The sequence below is a fragment of the Streptomyces sp. NPDC048297 genome (genome assembly GCF_043201585.1).
Lineage (GTDB): Bacteria > Actinomycetota > Actinomycetes > Streptomycetales > Streptomycetaceae > Streptomyces.
On record NZ_JBICZA010000008.1, the window covers coordinates 20,649 to 43,936 of the forward strand.

The 23,288-nt window shown below is 71.2% G+C and carries 12 protein-coding genes and 3 tRNA genes; 10 read left to right on the forward strand and 5 right to left on the reverse strand.

Going from position 1 to position 23,288, the window contains the following annotated elements:
- Window positions 1-92: 92 nt before the first annotated feature.
- Together ACGFYV_RS10800 and ACGFYV_RS10805 are read right to left on the reverse strand one after the other, a co-directional pair.
- Window positions 93-4,397, reverse strand: coding sequence for an SDR family NAD(P)-dependent oxidoreductase (locus ACGFYV_RS10800; RefSeq protein ID WP_393878027.1), 4,305 nt, complete (start codon window positions 4,395-4,397; stop codon window positions 93-95).
- Complete coding sequence (locus ACGFYV_RS10805; RefSeq protein ID WP_393878028.1) at window positions 4,394-5,176, reverse strand: thioesterase II family protein; 783 nt, start codon at window positions 5,174-5,176, stop codon at window positions 4,394-4,396. Before ACGFYV_RS10805 ends, ACGFYV_RS10800 begins: the two co-directional genes overlap by 4 nt.
- Before the next feature lie 808 nt (window positions 5,177-5,984).
- Here ACGFYV_RS10805 and ACGFYV_RS10810 point away from each other — a divergent pair.
- Window positions 5,985-6,746, forward strand: a complete 762-nt coding sequence (locus ACGFYV_RS10810; RefSeq protein ID WP_393878029.1) for a BTAD domain-containing putative transcriptional regulator — start codon at window positions 5,985-5,987, stop codon at window positions 6,744-6,746.
- A gap of 57 nt (window positions 6,747-6,803) precedes the next feature.
- Here the strand turns inward: ACGFYV_RS10810 and ACGFYV_RS10815 are convergent, their stop codons facing one another.
- Window positions 6,804-8,351: a tryptophan 7-halogenase gene (locus ACGFYV_RS10815; protein ID WP_393878030.1), complete on the reverse strand. Its 1,548-nt coding sequence runs from the start codon at window positions 8,349-8,351 to the stop codon at window positions 6,804-6,806.
- Between the two features lie 405 nt (window positions 8,352-8,756).
- On the opposite strand from ACGFYV_RS10815, the gene ACGFYV_RS10820 reads away from it, so the two are divergent.
- Window positions 8,757-11,048 carry a prolyl oligopeptidase family serine peptidase gene (locus tag ACGFYV_RS10820; RefSeq protein ID WP_393878031.1) on the forward strand — a complete coding sequence of 764 codons (2,292 nt, stop codon included), beginning with the start codon at window positions 8,757-8,759 and terminating at the stop codon, window positions 11,046-11,048.
- A gap of 102 nt (window positions 11,049-11,150) precedes the next feature.
- Here ACGFYV_RS10820 and ACGFYV_RS10825 read toward each other — a convergent pair whose 3' ends face one another.
- Together ACGFYV_RS10825 and ACGFYV_RS10830 are read right to left on the reverse strand one after the other, a co-directional pair.
- Window positions 11,151-14,135, reverse strand: a complete 2,985-nt coding sequence (locus ACGFYV_RS10825; RefSeq protein ID WP_393878032.1) for a BTAD domain-containing putative transcriptional regulator — start codon at window positions 14,133-14,135, stop codon at window positions 11,151-11,153.
- A gap of 399 nt (window positions 14,136-14,534) precedes the next feature.
- A complete protein-coding gene (locus ACGFYV_RS10830; RefSeq protein ID WP_393878033.1) occupies window positions 14,535-14,714 on the reverse strand; it encodes a hypothetical protein in 180 nt (59 codons plus the stop codon).
- A 279-nt stretch (window positions 14,715-14,993) separates the two neighbouring features.
- Between ACGFYV_RS10830 and ACGFYV_RS10835 the strand changes: the two genes are divergently transcribed.
- The 8 genes from ACGFYV_RS10835 to ACGFYV_RS10870 all read left to right on the forward strand — a co-directional run bounded on the left by ACGFYV_RS10835 (window position 14,994) and on the right by ACGFYV_RS10870 (window position 23,059).
- Window positions 14,994-15,857, forward strand: coding sequence for a 4'-phosphopantetheinyl transferase family protein (locus tag ACGFYV_RS10835; RefSeq protein ID WP_393878034.1), 864 nt, complete (start codon window positions 14,994-14,996; stop codon window positions 15,855-15,857).
- Between the two features lie 28 nt (window positions 15,858-15,885).
- Window positions 15,886-16,209, forward strand: a complete 324-nt coding sequence (locus tag ACGFYV_RS10840; RefSeq protein ID WP_393878035.1) for a 2Fe-2S iron-sulfur cluster-binding protein — start codon at window positions 15,886-15,888, stop codon at window positions 16,207-16,209.
- A gap of 1 nt (window position 16,210) precedes the next feature.
- Window positions 16,211-17,479, forward strand: a complete 1,269-nt coding sequence (locus ACGFYV_RS10845) for an NAD(P)/FAD-dependent oxidoreductase (RefSeq protein WP_393878036.1) — start codon at window positions 16,211-16,213, stop codon at window positions 17,477-17,479.
- A gap of 336 nt (window positions 17,480-17,815) precedes the next feature.
- A tRNA-Asp gene (locus ACGFYV_RS10850) sits at window positions 17,816-17,893 on the forward strand.
- Window positions 17,894-17,915: 22 nt separating this feature from the next.
- Window positions 17,916-17,989: transfer RNA gene (locus ACGFYV_RS10855), tRNA-Phe, on the forward strand.
- Between the two features lie 336 nt (window positions 17,990-18,325).
- Window positions 18,326-22,270 (forward strand): ATP-dependent RNA helicase HrpA, encoded by a 3,945-nt coding sequence (hrpA, locus tag ACGFYV_RS10860; RefSeq protein WP_393878037.1) that lies wholly within the window; start codon window positions 18,326-18,328, stop codon window positions 22,268-22,270.
- Window positions 22,271-22,365: 95 nt separating this feature from the next.
- Window positions 22,366-22,440: transfer RNA gene (locus ACGFYV_RS10865), tRNA-Asp, on the forward strand.
- Window positions 22,441-22,819: 379 nt separating this feature from the next.
- Entirely contained in the window at window positions 22,820-23,059 is a 240-nt protein-coding gene (locus tag ACGFYV_RS10870; RefSeq protein ID WP_393878038.1) for a DUF6274 family protein, read from the forward strand.
- Window positions 23,060-23,288 lie beyond the last annotated feature (229 nt).

Below are 23,288 nucleotides of genomic sequence, written 5' to 3' on the forward strand. Positions count from 1 at the left end.
GTCTACTCCTCGATCAGTCGTCCTGCGCACGGCCCTGCGTGCGGCCGGCAGGACACCACCGGTGACGGGCTGCTGTCGGACGGGTCGGCAGGTCAGCCGGCCGTGTGCTGTTCGATCACCGCGGCCATGCCCGCCACGGTCGGGTTCTCGTACAGCTCCTGCGTCGTGACGCGGACGCCGAGCTTCTGTTCGGCCAGGGCGAGCAGCCGGGTGGCGCGCAGCGAGTTGCCGCCGAGCTCGAAGAACGACTCGTCCCGGCCGATGCCGGTGCGGGCCAGCGCGTCGGCCCACAGGTGCGCGAGTTCGCTCTCCAGGCCCTCGTGCGGCGGGGTGGACGGGCGCCGGGACCGCTCGGGGGCGGTGTCGGCGAGCAGCTGGGCGGTGTCGATCCCGCCGTAGGCGTCGCGCGGCAGGCGCGCCACCTCCACCGGCCGCACCGGCACCGGGCTGGCGGCGGCGCTCGCCGCGAGCGCCGTGCGCAGCGCCCCGGCGTCGGCACCGCCGGACACGTACGCCAGGACGATCTCGCTGATCCTCAACCGCTGCGGCACCAGTTCCCCGACCATCGCGGGGTTGCGCAGGTCGAGGCCGACGATCGTGTACGGGCCGGGCAGCGCCAGGGCCTCCAGGAAGAGCCTGAGCCCGGTGTCCGGGTCGATGGTGCGAAAACCCCGGTTCTCGGCGGCGGCCGAGGACTGGCCCCGGTTCATGCCGACCCCGGACCACTGACTCCAGGCCAGGGTGTGCACCCGGCGCCCGCGTTCGTGGTGCCAGTGGTCGGCGAAGCCGGTCAGGAAGCTGCTGGCGGTGGCGTAGGCGCCGAACGAGTGCCCGCCGAACTCGCCGTTGACGGACCCGAACAGCACCAGCGCGGCGGCCGGCCGGTCCTCCAGGGCACGGGCGAGGGCCAGGGTGCCGTCGACCTTGGCCCGGAACTGCCCGGCGTAGGTCCCGGCGCTCTCGTTGACGATGAGGTGCCGGTCGGGGTCCGCCCACTGCCCGGTGGGGTCGGCGGCAGCGAGGTGCAGTACGCCGTCCAGGGCACGGCCGAAGCGCCGCTCGGCGGCGGTGAGGGCCGCGTCCAGCGCGTCCGCGTCGGCGACGTCGAGCCGCTCGTACGCCACCTGCCCGAGCCGGGACAGGGCGGTGAGCCGCTCGCCCCGCGCGCCGTCGGCGGCCGAACGGCCCACCAGCAGCAGCTTCACGCCGAACGCGGCCAGCAGATAGGCGGCGATGTCGTGGGCGATACCGCCGAGACCGCCGGTGACCAGGTACAGGCCGCCCGCCGTGACCGGCGCGGCCGGGGCCGCGGCGTCCGCGTCCAGGGGCACGAGCCGCGGCTGCCAGCGGGCACCGGCGCGGGCGGCGACCAGCCCGGTGCGATCCGGCGCGGCGAGTTCGGCGCGCAGGGCACCGGCCCAGCCGTCCGGGTCGCCGGCGGGCAGGTCGAGCTGCTTGACGGCCAGCGGCGCGGCCTCACCGATCGCGGTGCGCACGAAACCGGGCAGCGCGCACACGCCGAGGTCGACGCGGTCGCCGTCGTGGACGTGGAAGGCACCGCAGGTGAGCACGAGCAACCGGGGCGTCCCGGCCTCGCCACCGTCCAGGGCCGCGAGCAGCGCGCCGAGTTCGGCAGTCGCCGTCACCAGCCGCTCGGCGGGCCCACCCTCACCGGCGGGCGCGAGCGGCAACGCGTGCACGACCGTCCCGATCGGCCCGTAGCGCTCGCTGACCGAGGCGAACAGCCGCCGCAACTCGGTCCGGTCGGCGGCCGGCACACGGTAGCGGTACGGCCGTTCCTCCACGAGGACGTCCCCACGACCGACCGCCACGAACGGACCGTCCAGACCGAGCCGTTCGAGGTCGGAGTCCTCACCGAGGACGACGACGAGACCGGGGGCGGTGCCGGCGGCGGGGCCGGTGCTGTTGGTGAGGCCGGTGCTATTGGTGAGGCCGGTGCTGTTGGCGAGGCTGGTGCTATTGGTGAGGCCGGTGCTGTTGGTGAGGCTGGTGCTATTGGTGAGGCCGGTGCTGTTGGTGAGGCTGGTGCTATTGGTGAGGCCGGTGCTGTTGGTGAGGCCGGTGCTATTGGCGAGGCTGGTGCTATTGGTGAGGCCGGTGCTGTTGGCGAGGCTGGTGCTATTGGTGAGGCCGGTGCTGTTGGTGAGGCTGGTGCCGCGGGCGGGCTTCGTCTCCTCGGCGGAGCCGGTACCAGTGGCAGACTCCGTGCTCCGGGCGGGCGCCGTGTCGTCGGCGAGGCCCGTACCGGCGGCGAGCTTCGCACCCGCAGCGAGGCCCGTACCGGCGGCGGGCTCCGTACCGGCAGCGGACTCCGTGGTCCCGGTGGGTGCCGCGCCGTCGGGGAGACGTACCCACTGGCGTCCGGCGAACCAGGTGTCCGGGCCCTCGTCCTCGGCGGTGGCCGGTGAGCCGGTGCGGTCGGCGAAGCGGCCGGAGGTGAAGTCGGCGACGAGCGCGGCCCGTTGGATCTTGCCGCTCGCGGTCTTGTGGAACTCGCCCTCGGTGACCGGGATCAGCAGGTCCGGCGCGATGCCGGACTCCCGGACCAGGATCGCGCGCGCCTGCTCCTTGGTCGCGGCCAGCGCGTCCGCGTCCCAGTCCACGGGCACGAAGAAGACGACCAACTGGTCGGTGGAGACGCCCGGTTCACGCACGCCCGCCGCGGCCGAGAAGGTGACCCGCACCCCGTCGACCCGCTCGATGACGCTCTCCAGCTCGTGCGCCATGTAGTTGATGCCGCGCACGATGATCTGGTCCTTCTGACGGCCCGCGATCACCACCTCGCCGTCCCGGACGAACGCCAGGTCGCCGGTGCGGAACCAGCCCTGCGCGTCGAACGCCTCCCGGTCGGCCTCCTCGTTGCCGAAGTAGCCGGCCGTGATGGTGGGGCCGGTGATGCGCAGCTCGCCCATCCGGCCCTCGGGCAGCACCGCGCCGCCGTCGTCCACGACGCGGACGCGCACCCCGGGGATGGGCCGGCCGACGAGGGAGAGCACGACGGCCTCCGGGTCGGCCGGATCGACATACCGGATGGTCTCCCCGAGCGAGGCCGGGTCGATGGACACGGTGCCCGCCGTCAGGTCCTCGCGGGACTGACGGGTGTAGGTGACCCCGGAGCAGGTCTCGGACATGCCCCAGGCGGGCACCATCGCGTCGGCCGGCAGCCCGTGCGGGGCGAGCAGTTCGAGGAAGCGGTGGCTGGTGGAGGCGATCACCGGCTCACCGCCGTTGGTGATCTCCCGCAGGCACGACAGGTCCCACGAGCGCTCCCGGATGTCCGCGGCCCGCTCGGCCACCATCGCCATGGCGAAGTTGGGCGCCCAGGTGTTGGTGGCGCGGTAGCGGTCGGCCCAGTCGAACCACAGCAGCGGGTCGGCGAGGAAGTGGTCGATCTTGGCGTTGACGTGCAGACAGCGCAGGAAGACGTCGCGGACGTTGTAGAAGGCGACCGTGACGTGGTCGAACGGCATCCAGATGAGGCTGACGTCGCCCTCGCTCAGCCCGCAGTGCCGGGCGACGGAGAAGGAGCGGGAGACCACCGAGGAGTTGGTGTGCTGCACGCACTTCGGCACACCGGTGCTGCCGGAGGTGAGCAGGTTGAGCACCGGGGAGTCCCAGCCGGCCGCGAACCACTCCTCGTCGGCAGGATGCCGCGCCAGTTCCTCGACGGTCAGGATGCGGACGTCCGGCTCACCCCACAGCGCGTGCACCCCGGCCAGCGCGTCGACGGTGCCGGCGTCGGTGACCAGGACCGGGCGGCCGAGCAGCTTCCAGGCGCCGTGCAGCTTGCGGTTGGTCTCGTTCTCGGTGGTGTACGACGTGGCGACGGCGACCGGGGTCGGCACGAAGCCGCCGAGGACACAGGCCCAGAACGCGGTGAGGTAGCCGCGGTTGTCGTCGAACACGAACAGCGCGGCGTCGCCCGGCTTCAGGCCCGCCGCACGCAGGCCGCCGAGCACGTGCTGGGCCTCGTCCAGCAGCTCGGCGTAGGTCTGCAGGACGTCCTCGCGGCCCTGCCGGATGTACACGGTGCCCTTGTCCGGGGCGAGTTCGGCCGCGCGGCGCAGGCCCTCCTGGAGGGTGGTGGGCGCGTCGCCGGGGAGCAGCAGGTCGCCGCCGTACAGGTCGGACGGCGGCAGGTCGGACGGCGGCAGGTCGGACGGCGGCAGGTCGGTGCCGGCCCGCTCGGAGAGGGGGCGTACCGCGGCCTGCTGCGGGGCTGCCGCCCGCGCCTCCGCCGCCTGCGCGGCGCCGGCGGCTCGCACGCCCACGCGGGCGACCGCCGCGGCCTCCAGGACACCGGGCACGCCCCGGGCCGCGTCGGCGAGTGAGGTCAGGAAGCCCGGTCCGACCGCCTCGGGAGACGATGTCGTCATGCGCTCCTCCGGTGCGTCGCGGGGGCCAGGATCGTGTGGCCGATGACGGAGACGACCTCGGCGGGCGCGTCCAGGAAGTAGAAGTGGCCGCCCGGGAAGAAGCGGGTCTGGAACTCGGCGGTGGTGTGCTCGCCCCACCGCTTCACCTCGCCCAGCGGCGCCCGCGGGTCGGACTCGCCGGACAGCACGGTGACCGGGACGTCCAGCGGGGCGCCCGGCTCGACGGTGTGCCGCTCCCAGAGCGTGAAGTCGGCGCGCAGCGTGTAGAGCATCGCCTCCATGACGTCCTCGTCCTCGGCGACCTCGTCGTCGATGCCGCCCAGGGAGAGGATCTCGGCGGCGAACTCGTCGTCGGGCAGCTCGTGCAGCCGGCGCACCGCGCTCTCGCCGGGCGCGGGCTGCGCGGACAGGAAGAGGTGCTCGGGGCCGCGCGCGCCGCGGTCCCGCAGGGCCCGGGTCAGCTCGTAGGCGAGGGTCGCGCCCGCGGAGTGCCCGAAGAAGGAGGTCGGCAGGTCGAGGACGGGCCGCAGCACATGGGTGAGCACCTCGACCAGCGGCCCCGCCTCGGTGAACGGGTCCTCGCCGATACGGTTCTGCCGACCCGGCGGCTGGATCGCGACCAGCTCGATCCCGGCCGGCAGCAGGGCCGCCCAGTCCGCGTAGGCGCCCGCGCCGGCGCCGGCGTGCGGGAAGCAGACGAGCCGGTGGGTGGCCGAGGGCCGCCGGGCCCGCCAGATGTACGGGCTCTCCGGGGCGAGTTCATTTTCCAACGGAATCATCTGCGGGCGACTCCTCGCTTGTTTCGCGCAGCGCGCCACTGTTTTCCCGCGCGGCGCATCACGTCGATGGGCGCGGCAAAAACGGGCGGCGGGTGCGGTGGCGACCGGGACGGGTGCGGCGGCCCCCGGCGGACATGCGGAAATCCGGATCGGGGCCGGCAGAAGGTGTGGAGTGGAAAACTGCGTGACGACGTTTCGCGCGGCGGAAACTCACACCACGTCGAATTCCGGCGTCAGGGCGGACAGGATCACGCCGCTGTCATCGCCGCCGTTTCACGAACAAACCTGATTCGGTGAACCAGATTCGGCACTAACGCCGTCACCGACATCCGCTGCGCTCCCCCCGTCGCGATTTCGTCAGATCCCGGGCCGGAAATCGCGCCTCAGGACGTCCTTACCTTCATGCCTGCGAGCGGCCGGAGTCAAGGCCCTTCATGGTCGGCGGCGGCCCCGGGGCAAGCGGAGAATCCGCCACCTGCGACGGCGGCCGATTCCGTCCTGTCGACAGGACGGGACCGGGGTTCACGGGGGTGCGTCGCGGATCAGGAAGTCGGGCGTTGACTCCTGCGCGCAGCACGGCTGTGCCATGGTGCGAACGACCGGGCCCGTGCGCTCCCGGCGGCCCGTGCGCGCCGGAACTGTTCACTGCCCATCAGCGCCCATCACTGCCCATCAGCGCCCATCACTGCCCATCACTGCCCATCACTGCCCATCAGCGCCCATCATTTCCCACCACGGCCCATCGCTGCCGATCACTGCCCATCACTGGAAATCACTGCCAATGACCGCCGATCTGCGAGGTAATTCCATGGAGTACGGCATTCTCGGGCCGGTGCAGGTGCGGCACGACGGGGAGGAAATACCGCTGGACGGCACCAAGCAGCGCACGGTGCTGGCGGCCCTGCTGCTGGCCGAGGGCGGCTTCCTGCCGGACACGGAGCTGAGCTGGTTCCTGTGGGGCGACCGGCCGCCCGCGACGCTGACCGCGCAGCTGTACAACTACGTCTCCCGGCTGCGCCGCAAGCTCGGCCCCTCGGCCCGCATCGACCGGCGCGAGCACGGCTACCTGATGCGGACCGACGACTCCTCCTTCGACCTGCTGTGCTTCCGGGACCTGGCCGCGCACGGGCAGTCGGCGATCGGCGCCGGCAAGTACCAGGAGGCCGGCGAGCTGCTCCGGCAGGCGCTGGCGCTGTGGCGGGGGCCGGTCCTGGCCAACGTGTGCGAGTACCTCGCCAACTCCGAGGGCCCCCCGCTGGAGGAGGCCCGGATCTCGGCGCTGGCCGGCCGGATCGAGGCCGATCTCGCGGCCGGCCTGCACCCCCAGTTGCTGCCGGAACTGACCCGCCTGGTCGCCCAGCACCCTCTGCATGAACGTTTCCGCGCCCAGCTCATGACCACCCTCTACCGCTGTGACCGGCAGGCCGAGGCCCTCTCCCTCTACGACCAGGGCCGCCGCCTGCTCACCGGCGAACTCGGCGTCGAACCCGGCCCGTTGCTGCGCGCCGTGCACCGCGCCATCCTGTCCTGCGACCCGCGCCTGGACCGCCCCCTGGACGCGTGGCACTGAGAGCGGTCCGGCCCTTGACCCCCCTGACCCCCTTGCCCCGCTTGGCCCAAACCCCCCTCACCCGGACGCGGACGGCCGCCGCGCGATGTACTCGTACGGCGTGGGCAGCGCCTCGGTCAGCGCCCGGCCCAGATCCCGGACCGCCGCGAACTCCTTGCGCGCGACCGTGTCGTCCACCAGCGACAGCGCGGCCGGCGGGCGCAGCGGCACGGCACCGGTGCCGATCAGCAGCGAGGCGTACGCGTGCCGCGGCAGGCCCCGCGGATGGAGCGGCGAGGGCTCCGCGTACGGCGGCAGCACCCGCCAGCGGGACAGGTGCTCGGCGATCCGGCCGGGCAGCGGACGGGTCTTGGTGTCCCGCCAGTACTGGGTGTCGTCCCGGGCCGCGCCCTGGTAGTGCAGGGTGAGGAACTCGCGCGCCCCGTCCAGCGAACGGGCTACCGCCACGTTGTAGCCGTCGCGCAGCCGGGGGCTGAAGTCGGCCCCCGGAAAGTGCCTGACCAGCTGTTCCAGGGCGTGGTGCGCGAAGGAGGCGACCCCGGTGGTGCCGAGCGGCTCCACCCGGCCGGCCGGCGGGCCCACGGCCACGCAGTTGTGCCGCCAGGCCTCCTGGCTGCGCCCGGACACCAGCCGCCCGTGCCGGGCCGGCACCCCGGCCGCCTCGGGACCGGCGTACTCGCGCAGCGTGCGCTCGGCCTCCTCGGGCGTGCAGTACTCGCCCGCGTACGCGTAGCCCGTGCCGATCCGGTCGGACAGCGGCACCGTCCAGATCCACCCGGCGCCCTGCGCGCACACCGTGGTGTACGGCGGGATGCCCCGGGCCCGCATGTCCGCCGGCACCCGAAGCGTCACCACGCCGTCGCCGGGCAGGGTGTCCTGGTAGGAGAGGCGGGGCACCTTCAGCGCCTGGTGCAGCAGCAGACCGCGCTCCCCGGTGCAGTCCACGAACAGATCCCCGGCGACCTCCCCGTGCCCCTCGACCACCAGGCACTCGATCCAGCCGCGCGCGTCCAGCCGTACCCCGACCGCCCCGCCGGCCAGCCGCCGCGCCCCGCGGTCCACCGCGTACCCGGCGAGCAGCCGGGCGAGCGGCCTTGCCGCGCAGTGGTAGCCGTAGGGAAGCGGGGCCGCGCCGGCGCCGGCCGCCGTGTCGCCCACGGGCCACGGGCCCCGGCCCGCGTCGCACAGCCAGGCGGCGACGAAGCAGTCCCGGTCGAAGCGCGCGCTCGGCCCGCCGTGCAGCCACCACTCGGTGAGCGGAAAGCCGTCGGCCTCCCGGACCGGCTCGAAGGGAAGATAGAAATGGCGGCCCGTGCCGCTCCAGTCCTGAAACCGGACGGCCAGCTTGTACGTGGCGTCGCAGGCCGGCATCCAGTCCTCCTCGGCGAGACCGAGGAAATCGAAGAACTGCCCGAAGTCACCGAGCGTCGACTCGTCCTCGTCCTCGTCCTCGCCCTTGTCCTCGTCCGGGACGCCGTCCGCCGGTAAATCGACCAGGGTGACCGAGATCCGGTCACGGAACGCCGCCTTCAGATACGCGGCGGTCATCGAGCCGGCGACACCCGCGCCGACGATCACGACCTTTTCGGGGGTCTGCGTATTCAAGCCAGCACCTCGGTTCCTGTGTTCACTTGTGAAGCCGACTGTTCCTGCTCGGGCCGCCACTGTGGCATTCACTTCTATGCCGCCTCTACAAACGGCCTATCTCCCCCAATTCACCCATCCCGGCGCCAGCCGCGGGAATCCCGCGGAACACCGCCGGAAACACCGCCGGGTGCACCGCCGAGAACCTCGCCGGTAACGCCCCGGCTGTCCCGGCGACCGGACACCCGTCGGCGGTGTGCCGGGGACTGGTCAACTGCCCGGTGCGGTGGCGATGATGACCAGGCCGGCGAATCCCGAAGCCGCCCCCACCCCCGCCATCAAAAGCCTGGGAATCCCGCCGTTTCACGACTCCGCCCGGACGTCGACGGCATCCGGAATCATCACCCCGAAGGAAGGGCACTTTCGATGCAACGGAACCAACTCGACGTGCGGGCCTACGAGACGGCGGAACGGCTGCTCAAGCACCACCGCAAGGAGCTGGTGTTCGCCGACCGGGCCAGCCCGCGCTGGCTCGGGGACGGCGCCCGCTTCTGGTACACGGTCAACACCGCCGAGGGAAAGCGGTTCGTCGTCGTCGACCCCGCCGGCGGCAGCCGCCGGCCCGCCTTCGACCACGAGCGGCTCGCCACCGCCCTCGCCGCCGCCACCGGCCAGGAGATCAGCCCGGCAGCCCTGCCCCTCCCCGCGATCCAGCCGACCGAACAGGCCGTCGAGTTCGACGCGTTCGGACAGCACTACCGCTGGGACCTGACCGACCAGACCCTGCACCAGGCCGAGGGCGACGCCCCCGGCAACCCCCTGGAGGTCGCCGCCCCCGACCGCAAGCACGCCGTCTACCGCGCCGGGCACGACCTGCGCGCCCGCACCCTGGACGGCGCCCGCGACTGGGCCCTGACCTGCGACGGCACCGAGGACCGGGACTACGCCGCCAACCCCGACTACCTCATGTACTCCACGCTGCTGACCAAGCTCGGGCTGCCCCATCTGCCGCCCGCCGTGGCCTGGTCGCCCGACGGCAGCCGGCTGCTGACCCACCGCGCCGTCCAGAGCGGAGTGCGCCGCAGCCACCTGCTGCGCGCCGCCCCGGCCGGCGGCGGCGAACCCGCCCTGCTCTCACCGCGGTTCGCGGTCCCCGGCGACGAGCACATACCGCTGGCCGAGTACGTCGTCGTCGACATCGCGTCCGGCACCGTCACCGAGGCCCAGGGCGAGCCCGCCGGGATGTCGATGATGTCGCCGCTCTTCCAGAAGTGGGCCTGGTGGTCCGAGGACGGCTCCGCCGTGCACTACCTCGCCCGCAGCCGCGACGCGCGCACCCTGACCCTGCACCACCTCGACCCCGCCACCGGCGCCGTCCGCACCGTGATCACCGAGTCGGGCCCGACCCGCGTCGACCCCGCACCCACCCAGCTCCAGCCGCCACTGGTCAAGGTGCTGAGCGGCAGCCGCGAGATCCTCTGGTACTCCGAACGCGACGGCTGGGGCCACCTCCACCTCCACGACGCCACCACCGGCGAGCCCATCAACCAGGTGACCTCAGGCGACTTCGCGGTGCAGGAACTGCTGCACGTGGACGAGGCCACCCGCACCGTCCACTTCACCGCCTCCGGACTCGTCCCCGAGGACCCCTACCGGCGCACGGTGTGCAGCGCCGCACTGGACGGCTCGGACTTCCGGCGGATCACCGAGGACGACCTCGACCACGTCGTCACCACCGCCCCGGACGGCACCTGCTTCATCGACTCCGCCTCCACCACCGCCACCGCCCCCGTCATCACCGTCCGGGACTGGTCCGGCCGCGTGCTGGTCGAACTGGAGCGCGCCGACATCACGGGCCTGGAGGCGGCCGGCTGGCGCGCCCCCGAGCACGTCCGCACCACCTCGGCCGACGGCACGACCGACATCTACGGACTTCTCCACCTCCCCCACGACTTCGACCCCACGCGCCGCTACCCGGTGATCGACACCCCGTACGGGCTGCCCACCGCCAACCGGGTCAGCCCCTCCTTCGACCCCGGCCACTACGGCTACGAGGCACAAGCCCTCGCCGCCCTCGGCTTCGTCGTCCTCGCCGTCGACGGCAAGGGCTCCCCCGGCCGCAGCAAAACCTTCCTCGACGCGTCCTACGGCAACCTCGGCGACGCCTGCGGCCTCGACGACCACGTCGCCGCACTGCGCGAACTCGCCACCACCCGGCCATGGATGGACCTGGAAAGGGTCGGCGTGACCGGCATGTCCTCCGGCGGCTACGCCTCCACGCGCGCCCTGCTGCGCCACCCCGACGTCTTCAAGGCCGGAGTCGCCGAATCCGGCATGCACGACTTCCGCCTCCTGGAGCCAGGCCTCGGCGAGGCCTACCACGGCCCCTACGACGCCGAGGAGTACGCCGCCCTCGCCAACGAGACCCTCGCCGACCGGCTCCAAGGCGCACTCCTGCTGATCCACGGCGGCCTCGACGACCGCGTCCCCCCACAGGTCACCCTCCGCCTCGCCGAACGCCTGATCGCCCACGGCAAGGACTTCGACCTCCTCCTCGTCCCCGACGCCGACCACATCTACTTCGGCTACGAGCACTACGTGACCCAACGCAAGTGGGACTTCCTCGTCCGCCACCTCCACCACCAAGACCCCCCCACCGACTACCGCCTCCCCCCGGTCCCCATCGACATGGAAGCCCTGGCCGACCTCTTCGCCTGACCGCCCGGGCGACACCACGCCCTGCCTCCCCCGCGCACGACAGAAGGTGCCCGCCCCCGACGACCTCCCGGGGCGGGCACCTTCCTGTCCGCTGCGACCCGGTCAGCCCACCAGCTCCGCCAGCGCCTTCTCCGCCCGGCGGACCCAGATCAGCGCACCGACCTCGGCCAGCATCTCCTTGGCATGACGCAGATGCTCGCAGGCCTCCTCGGTGCGGCCCTGGCTGCGGCTCACCTCGGCCAGCACCAGCCGGACCCGGCCGGCCGCCAGCGGGCTGTGGCACTCCTCGGCGACCTCCAGCGCATCCGCCAGCGTCGTCTCCGCCTGCTGCGCGTTCCCCCGCCGCAACCGCGCCTCGCCGAGACCGAGCAGCGTGAACGCCAGCCCCACCCCGTCGGACTTCTCCTTGACGATGCGCACCGCCCGCAGGAACTCCTTCTCCGCGTCGGCCAGTTCGTCCAGAGCGAGATGGACCATGCCGAGCCGGTACAGCGCCTGCGCGAGGTTACGGGTGTCGGAACCGAGCCCCTCCGCGAGCCGTACGGCCTCCAGCGCGTACGTCAGCGCCGAGTCGGGGCGGCCCGCGACGAGTTCGGTCTCCGCGATGTTGTGCAGGGTGTGGCACTCCGTGTGCACATCACCGACCTCCCGCAGGATGCGCAACGCCTCCGTGAAGTACCCCATCGCCTCGTCCAACTGGTCCCGGGCGCGCGCGGTCTGCCCGAGCGAACGCAGCGCCACCGCCCGCCCGTGGTCCTCGCCGGCCTCCTCGTACAGCCGCACCGAATCGGCCAGATACGTGAAGCTCTCGTCCATCTGGTTGTGGACCAGCTCGATGCAGCCCAGCGCGAACAGCATCGCCCCCTGCCCGCGCAGATCACCGCTCGCCCGCGCCGCCTCCAGCGCCTCCTCCGAGCAGCGCCGGTAGTCGTCCGTGTAACTGCGGGTACCGAAGAAGAAGGACGCCGAGACCGTCAGGTCCCACGCCAGGTCGGCCAGCCCCAGCCGCGCCGCCTGCCGCACGGACGCGACCAACGCCAGCCGCTCCGTCTCGTACCACTCCAAGGGCGCCGCGAGCAGCTCCTCCAGCAGCTCGGAGTCGATCCTGCGGCGCTGCACCGCACTGTGCACCCCCGTCCCGGTACTGGCACTCTCCCGCCGGTCCGCCTCCTCCGCGATGGTCAGCAAGGTGCGCAGAAAACGGGTGACAGCCGCCGTACGGTCCGGCTCCGCCTCCTCCTTACGCGCGCACTCCCGCGCGTACAACCGCACCAGACTGTGCAACCGGTACCGCAACTGACCGGTGACATCGACACTCACGACCTCAAGAAACTGCGCGTCGACCAGGTCCTCGATCAGCAACTCGGCATCCAGCACCTCCTTGTTGAGCAGCGCCGCCCCCACCCACGCCGTGAAGTCGGGCACGTCCAGCAGACCGAGCCGCCGCAACAGCCGGGCCGCGTCCTCGGAAAGGTACTTGTAGCTCAGCGCCAGGCTCGCCCGGATCTGCGACTCGCCCTGACTCAACTCGTCCAGCCGGCGCCGCTCATCGGTCAACCGGTTCGCCAGGTACTTCGCCGTCCAGTGCGGCTTGGACGCCAGCCGCGCACCGGCGATGCGCAGCGCCAGCGGCAACCGGTCGCACAGCTCCACCAGCCGGACCACGTCATCGGGCGCCGCGGCGATCCTGCGCTCGCCCACGATCGCCGTCAGCAACTCGACGGCCTCCGGCTCGGACAACAACCCCAGATGCACCCGCGCCTGCGAGGGCCACGTGACCAGCTCCTCCATCTGATCCCGGCTGGTCACCAGCACACAGCACCGCCCACCACCCGGCAGCAACGGCCGCACCTGCGCATACGCGCGGGCGTTGTCCAGCACGATCAGGACACTGCGATCGGTGAGCACACTGCGGTACAGCGCCACCCGCTCTTCCAGATCGTCGGGTATCTGCTCACCCGGCACCCCGAGCGAGCGCAGAAAACGGCTGAGCACGTCGTGCGCGGGCACCGGCTCATGGTGTTCGTCGTAACCACGCAGATCCGCGAAGAGCTGGCCGTCCGGGAAGTACTCGGCGGCCCGGAACGCCCACCGCATCGCCAGACCGCTCTTGCCGATCCCCGCAGCCCCCGTGATCAGACCGATGGTGGAGGCGCTCCCCTCCCCCGCACCGGCCACCAAGCTCTGCAACGCGGCCAGTTCCTCGATACGACCCGTGAACGCCGGAACGTCCGGCGGCAGTTCGGACGGCACCGCGAGCGCGGGACCCGCACCGGCCACCGGCTGGGACGCGGCCGGCCGCCGCTCCACCACCACCGGCGCGGGCGCCAGCGACGGATCGTCCCGCAGGATCGCGTCGTGCAACTCCTTCAGATCGGGGCCGGGTTCGATCCCGAGTTCGTCGATGAACCGGCTGTGCGCGTCCCGGTACGTCTCCATCGCGTCCGCGCGACGGCCCGAACGGTACTGGGCGAGCATCAGATGATGCCGGGTGCGCTCCCGCAGCGGATGCTCACGCACCATGGCCGCGAGCCCCGGGATGAGCTCCTGATGCTGACCGAGTTCGAGATGGACGAGGATCGAGTCGTCGTAGGCGTTGAGCCGGTGCTCCTCCAGCCGGCCCGCCTCGTCCTCGACAGGCTCCCCACCCACCCCGGCGAACGCCGGCCCGCGCCACAGATCGAGCGCGCGGGCGTACGCGTGCGCCGCGTCGGGGAACTCGCCTTCCTTGGAATGCTGTTCGGCCGACTGCACCAGCTCGGCGAACCGCAGCGAATCGATGACATGGTCCCGGGTGTTCAGGACATAGCCGGGATGCGCGGTCACGATGACGTCCTCGCTGACCCCCGCGCCCTTGAAGACCTTCCGCAGCGCCGCCACACAGATCGCCACCTGCGTACGGGCGGTGGGCGGCGGATTGCTGCTCCACACCGTGTCGACCATGGTGTCCACGGACACGACCCGGCCGGGCGTCAGCAGCAACAGGGCCAGGATCGTGCGCTGCCGCGCGCCCCCGAGCGGGACACCGGCGTCCCCCGCGGTCACCGCGAGCGGCCCCAAGACCTTGAAGCTGAGCTGTTCGCCCACTCCGGCTCCCCCTGATCGAAGTCCTCAGCCCGGACGTGAACCAATGTAGGTCACAGTCCGCGGGGAGTCGCACGTGTGGATCGAACGAGGATGATTTCTCGAACACTCCGGTGACGAAGAGAGGCAACGGCCTTCATTCACCCCTCTTTGGCTTGCGCTCAACCGCGCAGCGGGGCGGATAACCGGGTGGAGTTTTTCGATACGTGCGCAGTGTTGCCGTGCGCAGTGTTGTCGTGCGCCGTGCTGTCGTGCTGTCGTGCGATGCGTTCCCGTGTGTCGCGGGTCGCGTCGTGCGCCGTGCGCTCGTCGCGCCGTGCGCTCGTCGCGCCGTGCGCTCGTCGCGTCGCATCCGTCCGGGCCTGCTTCGCCGGTCCCTCCGGACCTGCTCACCCGCCGGTGTCAGTTGCCGGGCGCGACACCCCAGTTGCCGCCCTCGGCCAGGACCGTCGTCGAGGTCCGGGCCGTGTGGTCCGAGCCGCTCAGCGTGTGGGTGGCGGCGCCCCCGACGGTCCAGATCGCGATGCCGGCGACCAGCGCGACGACGGTGGACTTGGCGGCGGTGATCAGGTTCTCGTTCATCTTCATCAGCCCTTCGGGTGGGGCCCCCGGGCTGGTTCCCGGGGGCGCTGCCGTCCTTGTGGCTACGAAGTTAGGAAGCCGCGCTTTCGGCCTGTTATCACGTCGTTTATCGCTGCCAGGCAGGCCTTTAACAGCCGTGCCCGTCAGCAATAACGGCACCCGGGGGGAGGGTTTTCCACCCCCGCGGTCGGAGGATTTCCTGCTATCCCGGCACCCCCCTCGAACCGAAAACTCGGTAGGGCGGCAGACGCTCTGCCGCGGTACGGAGGTGAAATCGCGATGACGCCAACCCCGGCACCCGGCACCACGCCGGCCCCGGCACCCGGCACCACGCCGGCCCCGGCCCCCGGCGCCGATGCACCACAGCTCGCCGCCGAGTGCCACATCTGGTCGCTGCCCCCACTGACCCAGCCGTCCTCCTGGTTCGGCCTGCTGGACAGCACGGAACTGAAACGCTGCTCGTCCTTCGCCCACGAGCGGGACCTCGCGCGCTTCGTCACCGGACGCATGCTCGCCAAGACGGCCCTGGCCTCACTGCTCGGCACCGGCCCGGAGTCGATCCGCTTCCGCACACGGTGCCCCGACTGCGGCGGCCCGCACGGCAAACCGCACGTCGTCGGCCCCGGCGCGGGATGGGAACTGTCCATCTCGCACTCGGGCGACGTCGTGGCCGTGGCCCTCGCGGCCGGCCGGCCCCTCGGCCTGGACGTCGAGAAACTCGAACCGTGGGAGGGCCCCGGCCTGCCACCGGAATACGAACTCGTCCTCACCCCCGCGGAACGCGCGGCGGTCGAAGCACTGTCGCCCGAACGACGGGCCCGCGCCTGCCTCACCTACTGGACCCGCAAGGAAGCCGTCCTCAAGGCCACCGGAGAGGGACTCAACAAGCCCATGACGGACTTCACCCTCACCGGCCCCGACCAACCGCCCGCCCTCGTGAGCTGGCACCCGCCGGACCCCCGCCGCCCGGTCCCCGCCCTCGCCGACATCCCGCTCGGCGAGGACTACCACGGAGCCGTCGCCGTCCTCGGAGTCCGCTCCGTCCTGCCGACCGTGCACCGCAGCACCGAACTGCTGCACGTACGACCGCAGCGCAGGACACTGCGCCCGAACACCAACTCCCTTTATATGCCCGTGAGTTGACCATCCAGCCGACCCCCGAGGAGCAGCCATGCCCAAGATCACGTACCTCGCGACCGACCGCACCGAGACCACCCTCGACCTCCCGGTCGGCACCACCCTCATGCGCGGCGCCGTCACCAACGACGTCGACGGCATCGTCGGCCAGTGCGGCGGCGCCGCCCAGTGCGCCACCTGCCACGTCTACGTCGACCTCGAAGGCCTCGACAAGCTCGACCCCATGGACGAGGAAGAAGACGGAATGCTCGACTTCACCGCCTGCCCGCGCGCCGACAACAGCCGCCTCGGCTGCCAGGTCAAGGTCACCGACGCCCTCGACGGCCTCGTCGTCCACATCCCCGAGAGGCAGGACTGACATGAGCGCGCCGCAGCACACCGGCCACGTCGTCGTCATCGGCGCCGGCCAGGCCGGCCACCAGACAGCCGCCTCCCTGCGGGACCGCGGCCACCGAGGCCCCCTCACCCTGGTCGGCGACGAAGGCGTCCCGCCCTACGAACGCCCCCCGCTGTCCAAGGCCTACCTCACCGGCGAAGCCGACGAGTCCCAGCTGCGGCTACGGCCCGAAACCTTCTACGAACGCCACGCCATCACCCGCCTCACCGGCACCGCCGTCACCCTCGACCGCACCCGGCACACCGTCCGCCTCGCCGACGGCACCCTCCTCGACTACGACCACCTCGTCCTCGCCACCGGCGCCCGCCCCCGCACCCTGCCCGTACCCGGCGGCGACCTCGACGGCGTCCACACCCTGCGCACCCTCCGCGACGCCGACCACCTGCGGGCAGCCCTCACCCGGGCCCGGCAGGTCGTCGTGATCGGCGCCGGATTCATCGGCCTCGAATTCGCCGCCGCGGCCCGCGCACAAGGACACGAGGTGACCGTCGTAGAAGCGCTCCCGCGCCCCCTCGCCCGCGTCGCATCGGCGCCCACGGCCGAGCACTTCACCCGCCTGCACGAGGAACACGGAGTCCGGCTGCTGTTCGGACAGGGCATCACCGCCCTGCACGACGACGGCACCGGACACGTGGCCGCGGTCGAGCTGGCGGACGGCCGGCGACTCGACACGGACCTCGTGCTGGCCGGTGTCGGGGTCACACCGTGCACGGAGCTGGCCGAAGCGGCCGGCCTCGCCGTCGACGGCGGGATCGTCACCGACGCCCGCCTGCTGACCGGCGACCCGCGCATCTCGGCCGTCGGCGACTGCGCCCTCTTCCCCCACCCCCGCGCGACGGCACCCCTGCGCATCGAGTCCGTACAGAACGCCGTCGACCACGCCCGGCTCGTCGCCGACCGCCTCACCGGCACCACCCGCCCCTACGACGACCTGCCCTGGTTCTGGAGCCGCCAGTACACGACGACCCTCCAGATCGCCGGCCTCGGCCACACCCACGACACCGAACTGACCCTCTCCGGCGACACCCCCGGCTCCTTCTCCACCCTCCTCTTCCACGACGACAACCTGATCGCCGTCGAATCCGTCAACCGCCCCGCCGACCACATGGCCGCCCGCCGCCTCCTGGCAGCGGACATCCCCCTCACCCCGGCCGAGGCAGCCACCCCGGGCTTCACCCTCCGCGCCCACCTCAAGACCCACACCGCCCCCCGTGTCCCGGCACCCCTATGACCCACCTGAACCCACTCCCTCCCCCCAGGGGCGTCACATGCCCCACCCGCACCCGGCGACCGCGGCCCACTCCCGCCCGGACCGCCACCCCCCTCCGCCCGGCGGAGCCGGCCCCGACCGGACCGGCCCGCACGGCCCGCGGGCGCGCAGCGGAGCCCGACCGGCTCCCTCGCGTCCGCGCACCGCGGACCCTCGGCCAGCCCGTTTTCAGGGCACACCCCGTCCTCTGATACGCTGCTCCAGCGACGTCACCCCAGCTGATGGCCACCTCACCACAGGTGAAAATCACGTTGGGAGCACACGTCACACTGTGCGACACTGTCGTACGAAGCGCCTGGTCCTGTGGAGCAGTTTGGAGTGCTCGCCACCCTGTCAAGGTGGAGGCCGCGGGTTCAAATCCCGTCAGGACCGCCAAGGTTTTGCAAAAGACCTTGACGGCTGGGTAGCTCAGTTGGTACGAGCGTCCGCCTGAAAAGCGGAAGGTCGCCGGTTCGACCCCGGCCCCAGCCACAGCTAAGGCCCCGATCTCAGATCGGGGCCTTGTTGTATGTCCTCTTGGTTGTGTGTCCCGTTGATCCCGCCCGTGGGGTACGAGCGATCGCGTCCGCTACCGGAAACCACGTTCCCGGCTTGCAAGCTCGCCTCCGTCGATGGCTTCGGCGGTGGCGGCGCATCCAGCCCTACGCGGTGAGCGTGAGGGCAGGGGCCTGGGGGGCTGGGCCTGAGCCCCCGGCCCCAGCCCCAGCCCCGGGCCCCGGTCGGCCCCAGCCCCGGGCCCCGGTCGGCCCCGGCCCCGGGCAAAAGCGTTCGCCCCTTCTTCGTCGGAGGTGAGATCCTGGACCGCGTATGTCTACGCACCCTGCCCCCGCCCTCGGTACCCTCGCCCCCCGGCTGACCGAGCTGACGCTGCGCGACGCGCACCGGCTCGGACGGCGGCTGGAGGGCGCGCGCAAGATCCGTAAGCCGGAAGCCCGTGACGCCGTCCTCGCCGAGATCGAGGCGGAGATCGGCAAGGCCGAGACCCGGATCGGTGAACGGCGTGCCCGGGTACCCGCCGTCACCTACCCCGAGCAGCTGCCCGTCAGCCAGAAGAAGGACGAGATCGCGGCGGCCATCCGCGATCACCAGGTCGTCATCGTCGCCGGTGAGACGGGGTCCGGAAAGACCACGCAGATCCCGAAGATCTGTATGGAGCTGGGGCGGGGTGTGCGGGGCATGATCGGGCACACGCAGCCTCGTCGTATCGCCGCGCGCACCGTCGCCGAGCGGGTGGCGGAGGAGCTGCGCACCCCTCTCGGGGAGGCCGTCGGCTGGAAGGTCCGCTTCACCGACCAGGTCAACCCGGACGCCACCTTCGTCAAGCTGATGACGGACGGCATCCTGCTCGCCGAGATCCAGACCGACCGCGAGCTGCGTGCCTACGACACGATCATCATCGACGAGGCGCACGAGCGGTCCCTCAACATCGACTTCCTGCTCGGGTATCTGGCGCAGCTGCTGCCGAAGCGGCCGGACCTCAAGGTCGTCATCACGTCCGCGACCATCGATCCCGAGCGTTTCTCGCGGCACTTCGGCCACGCGCCGATCGTCGAGGTCAGCGGGCGGACGTATCCGGTGGAGGTCCGGTACCGGCCGCTGCTGGAGGAGGATTCCGAGGACGCGGACCGGGATCAGATCACCGCGATCTGCGACGCCGTCGAGGAACTCCAGGGCGAGGGCAAGGGCGACATCCTCGTCTTCCTCTCGGGCGAGCGGGAGATCCGCGACACGGCGGACGCGCTGGAGAAGAGGAAGTACCGGTTCACGGAGGTGCTGCCGCTGTATGCCCGGTTGTCGCACGCCGAGCAGCACCGGGTCTTCCAGCCGCACACCGGGCGCCGGATCGTCCTCGCGACCAACGTCGCCGAGACCTCCCTGACCGTTCCGGGCATCAGATACGTGATCGACCCCGGCTTCGCCCGGATCAGCCGCTACAGCCACCGCACGAAGGTCCAGCGGCTGCCGATCGAGGCGGTCTCGCAGGCGAGTGCGAACCAGCGCAAGGGCCGCTGCGGTCGTACGTCCGACGGCATCTGCATCCGCCTGTACTCCGAGGACGACTTCGTCGCGCGTCCGGAGTTCACGGACGCGGAGATCCTGCGTACGAATCTGGCGAGTGTCATCCTGCAGATGACGGCGGCCGGCCTCGGTGACATCGAGAAGTTCCCCTTCATCGATCCGCCGGACCACCGCAACATCCGTGACGGTGTCCAGTTGCTCCAGGAGCTGCACGCGCTGGACCCGGCCCAGAAGGATCCGCGCAAGCGGCTCACGGACACCGGCCGCAAGCTCGCCCAGCTGCCCGTCGACCCCCGCCTCGCCCGTATGGTCCTGGAGGCCGACCGCAACGGCTGTGCCCGCGAGGTCATGGTGATCGCGGCGGCGCTGTCCATCCAGGATCCGCGCGAGCGTCCCGCCGAGAAGCAGGCGCAGGCCGACCAGCTGCATGCCCGTTTCAAGGACGAGACGAGCGACTTCCTCGCGTACCTGAACCTGTGGCGGTACGTCCGCGAGCAGCAGAAGGAGCGGGGCTCCAGCTCGTTCCGCCGGATGTGCAAGCAGGAGTACCTGAACTTCCTGCGGATCCGGGAGTGGCAGGACATCTATACGCAGCTGCGCACGGTCGCCAAGCAGATGGGCATTCACCTCAACGAGGACGACGCCCCGGCCGACCGCGTCCATGTCTCCCTCCTCGCCGGTCTCCTCTCCCACATCGGGATGAAGGACGTGAAGGACGGCAACAAGAACGAGTACCTGGGCGCCCGCAGCGCCAAGTTCGCGATCTTCCCCGGTTCGGCGCTGTTCCGGAAGCAGCCGAAGTTCGTGATGTCGGCGGAGCTGGTGGAGACGAGCCGGCTGTGGGCGCGGGTCAACGCGAAGGTCGAGCCGGAGTGGGTGGAGCCGCTCGCCGGGCATCTGCTGAAGCGCACGTACAGCGAGCCGCACTGGGAGAAGGACGAGGCGGCGGTGATGGCGTACGAGAAGGTGACGCTGTACGGCGTCCCGATCGTCGCGCAGCGCAAGGTGAACTACGGGCGGATCGACCCCGAGGTCTCCCGCGAGCTGTTCATCCGCAACGCGCTGGTCGAGGGCGACTGGCGTACGCACCACAAGTTCTACGCGGACAACCGCAGGCTTCTGAGCGAGGTCGAGGAGCTGGAGCACCGGGCCCGGCGCCGGGACATCGTCGTGGACGACGAGACGCTGTTCGACTTCTACGACGAGCGGGTGCCCGAACACGTCGTCTCCGGGGCCCACTTCGACTCCTGGTGGAAGCGCAAGCGGCAGGAGCAGCCGGAGTTCCTGGACTTCGAGCGGGAGATGCTCATCCGGGAGTCGGCGGAGGCGGTCACCAAGGCCGACTATCCGGACTCCTGGCGCCAGGGCGGTCTGACGTTCCGGGTGACGTACCAGTTCGAGCCGGGCGCGGACGCCGACGGTGTGACGGTGCACGTTCCGCTCCAGGTCCTCAACCAGGTCACGGACGAGGGGTTCGACTGGCAGATCCCGGGGCTGCGCGAGGAGGTCGTGACGGAGCTGATCCGCTCCCTCCCGAAGCCGATCCGGCGCCACTACGTGCCGGCGCCGAACTACGCGAAGGCGTTCCTGGACAAGGCGGTGCCTCTGCGGGAGCCGCTCACCGTGACGATGGCGCGTGAGCTGAAGCGGATGGTCGGTGTGCCCTTCGAGGCGGAGGACTTCGACTGGGCGAGGCTCCCCGACCATCTGAAGATCACCTTCCGTATCGTCGACGAGCGGCGCCGCAAGCTGGCCGAGGACAAGGACCTGGAGGCGCTCAAGCTCCAGCTGAGGCCGAAGGCGCGCAAGGCCCTGTCCCAGGCTGCCGCGGCGACGGCCTCCCGCGAGGGCGGGGAGTCCCTGGAGCGCGGGGGCCTCACGGACTGGACGATCGGCACGCTCAACCGGGTCTTCGAGACCCGTCGCGCCGGTCAGCCGGTGAAGGCGTACCCGGCGCTGGTGGACGACGGCGACACGGTCTCGGTGCGGCTGTTCGACACGGAGGCCGAGCAGGCGGAGGCCATGTGGAAGGGCACCCGGCGGCTCATCCTGCGCAACATCCCGGTGAACCCGGCGAAGTTCGCGTCCGAGAAGCTGAGCAATCAGCAGAAGCTCGGGCTGTCCGCGAACCCGCACGGTTCGATCCAGGCCCTGTTCGACGACTGCGCGATGGCCGCGGCGGACAAGCTGATCGCGGACTTCGGCGGTCCGGCGTGGGACGAGGAGTCGTACCGGAAGCTGTACGACAAGGTGCGCGCGGAGATCGTCGACACGACGGTCCGCACGGTCGGCCAGGTCCAGCAGGTCCTGGCCGCCTGGCAGGCCTGTGAGCGCCGCCTGAAGACCGTGAACAGCCCCACCCTGCTGGCCAACCTGACGGACGTCCGCAAGCAGCTGGACGCCCTCGTGAAGCCCGGTTTCGTCACCGGGGCGGGGATACGCCGGCTGCCGGACCTCATGCGCTACCTGGTGGCCGCCGACCGTCGTCTGCAGCAGATGCCGACGAACGTCCAGCGGGACACCACCCGTATGGAGAAGGTCCACGAGATGCGGGACGAGTACGCCTGGCTGCTGGAACAGCTCCCGCAGGGCCGCCCGGTCCCGCAGCAGGTCCTGGACATCCGCTGGATGATCGAGGAGCTGCGGGTCAGCTATTTCGCGCACGCTCTGGGCACGGCGTACCCGGTCTCCGACAAGCGCATCGTGAAGGCGATCGACGCCGCCGTTCCGTAATCGCCCGACCGCATAAAGTGAGTTCGACCAGGACCCCGCCGCTCCTGTACAGTCTCATCTCGCAGCGCAACGCACCAGCAAGCGCCGCGAAACCTGGTCCTGTGGAGCAGTTTGGAGTGCTCGCCACCCTGTCAAGGTGGAGGCCGCGGGTTCAAATCCCGTCAGGACCGCATAGAACGAAGGGCCCGCATCCGGCAACGGAAGCGGGCCTTTCTGCTGCCTCCCCACAGGCCGCGCCCGCGGCGGAGCCGCAATCAGACACAGCAAATCCCGCCAGGACCGCACAGCACCAAGAACCCGCAACGGAAGCAGGCCCTTCCGCCGTCCCCCCACAGGCCGCGCCCGCGGCGGAGCCGCAATCAGACACAGCAAATCCCGCCAGGACCGCACAGCACCAAGAACCCGCAACCCGCAACCCGCAACGGAAGCAGGCCCTTCTCGCGTTGGGCCCCGGGGCCGGGACGGCACCCGCGGCCTTGACGGTGTCGCTTTCCGCCGGTACCCAGAAACCAGGCCCCGCTTCCCCTGGGCGGCCTTCGGAGGTGGCGTATGGCGGCATCGGCCAGGCACGAGACGCGGGCGCTTCTGAGGGCGCATCTGTCCGCCGCCTCGTCGTACCGGCATCTGACCCGCCACTGCCCGATCTGCCATCAGCTGCTGCGGCTGGCCATGAGCGCCGGCCCGCACCCCCGGAAAGCCGGCGACGAGGTCGTGGGCGAGGTCGTGAACGAATCCATGGAGGTGGCCGTGGATGCATTCATGGAGGAGGGGAGTGCGCAGAGCGCGTGACGTGACCGGTCCCGGCCCAACACCCGTACGCACAGGGGCCGATGGAACGGCAGGCTCCATTAGCGCACACATGGCGACGGCAACAAGAACCCCGGCGTGTGACGGGAGTCACCGCACGAGTTTCTGAAACGGCTGCGCTTAACCCCCTCCTACAACCGGTCGATTTAATATGTGCAATTGCACCCCCTTCGAGAGTGGCGCGACGGCCGTTCCGACAACCCTCCCCAGA

Coding starts and splice junctions, on each gene's coding strand:
- ACGFYV_RS10810 (WP_393878029.1), top strand. CDS start 5,985: ATGGAGTACGGCATTCTCGGGCCGGTGCAGGTGCGGCACGACGGGGAG.
- ACGFYV_RS10800 (WP_393878027.1), bottom strand. CDS start 4,397: ATGACGACATCGTCTCCCGAGGCGGTCGGACCGGGCTTCCTGACCTCA.
- ACGFYV_RS10830 (WP_393878033.1), bottom strand. CDS start 14,714: ATGAACGAGAACCTGATCACCGCCGCCAAGTCCACCGTCGTCGCGCTG.
- ACGFYV_RS10805 (WP_393878028.1), bottom strand. CDS start 5,176: ATGATTCCGTTGGAAAATGAACTCGCCCCGGAGAGCCCGTACATCTGG.
- ACGFYV_RS10820 (WP_393878031.1), top strand. CDS start 8,757: ATGCAACGGAACCAACTCGACGTGCGGGCCTACGAGACGGCGGAACGG.
- hrpA (WP_393878037.1), top strand. CDS start 18,326: ATGTCTACGCACCCTGCCCCCGCCCTCGGTACCCTCGCCCCCCGGCTG.
- ACGFYV_RS10845 (WP_393878036.1), top strand. CDS start 16,211: ATGAGCGCGCCGCAGCACACCGGCCACGTCGTCGTCATCGGCGCCGGC.
- ACGFYV_RS10835 (WP_393878034.1), top strand. CDS start 14,994: ATGACGCCAACCCCGGCACCCGGCACCACGCCGGCCCCGGCACCCGGC.
- ACGFYV_RS10870 (WP_393878038.1), top strand. CDS start 22,820: ATGGCGGCATCGGCCAGGCACGAGACGCGGGCGCTTCTGAGGGCGCAT.
- ACGFYV_RS10840 (WP_393878035.1), top strand. CDS start 15,886: ATGCCCAAGATCACGTACCTCGCGACCGACCGCACCGAGACCACCCTC.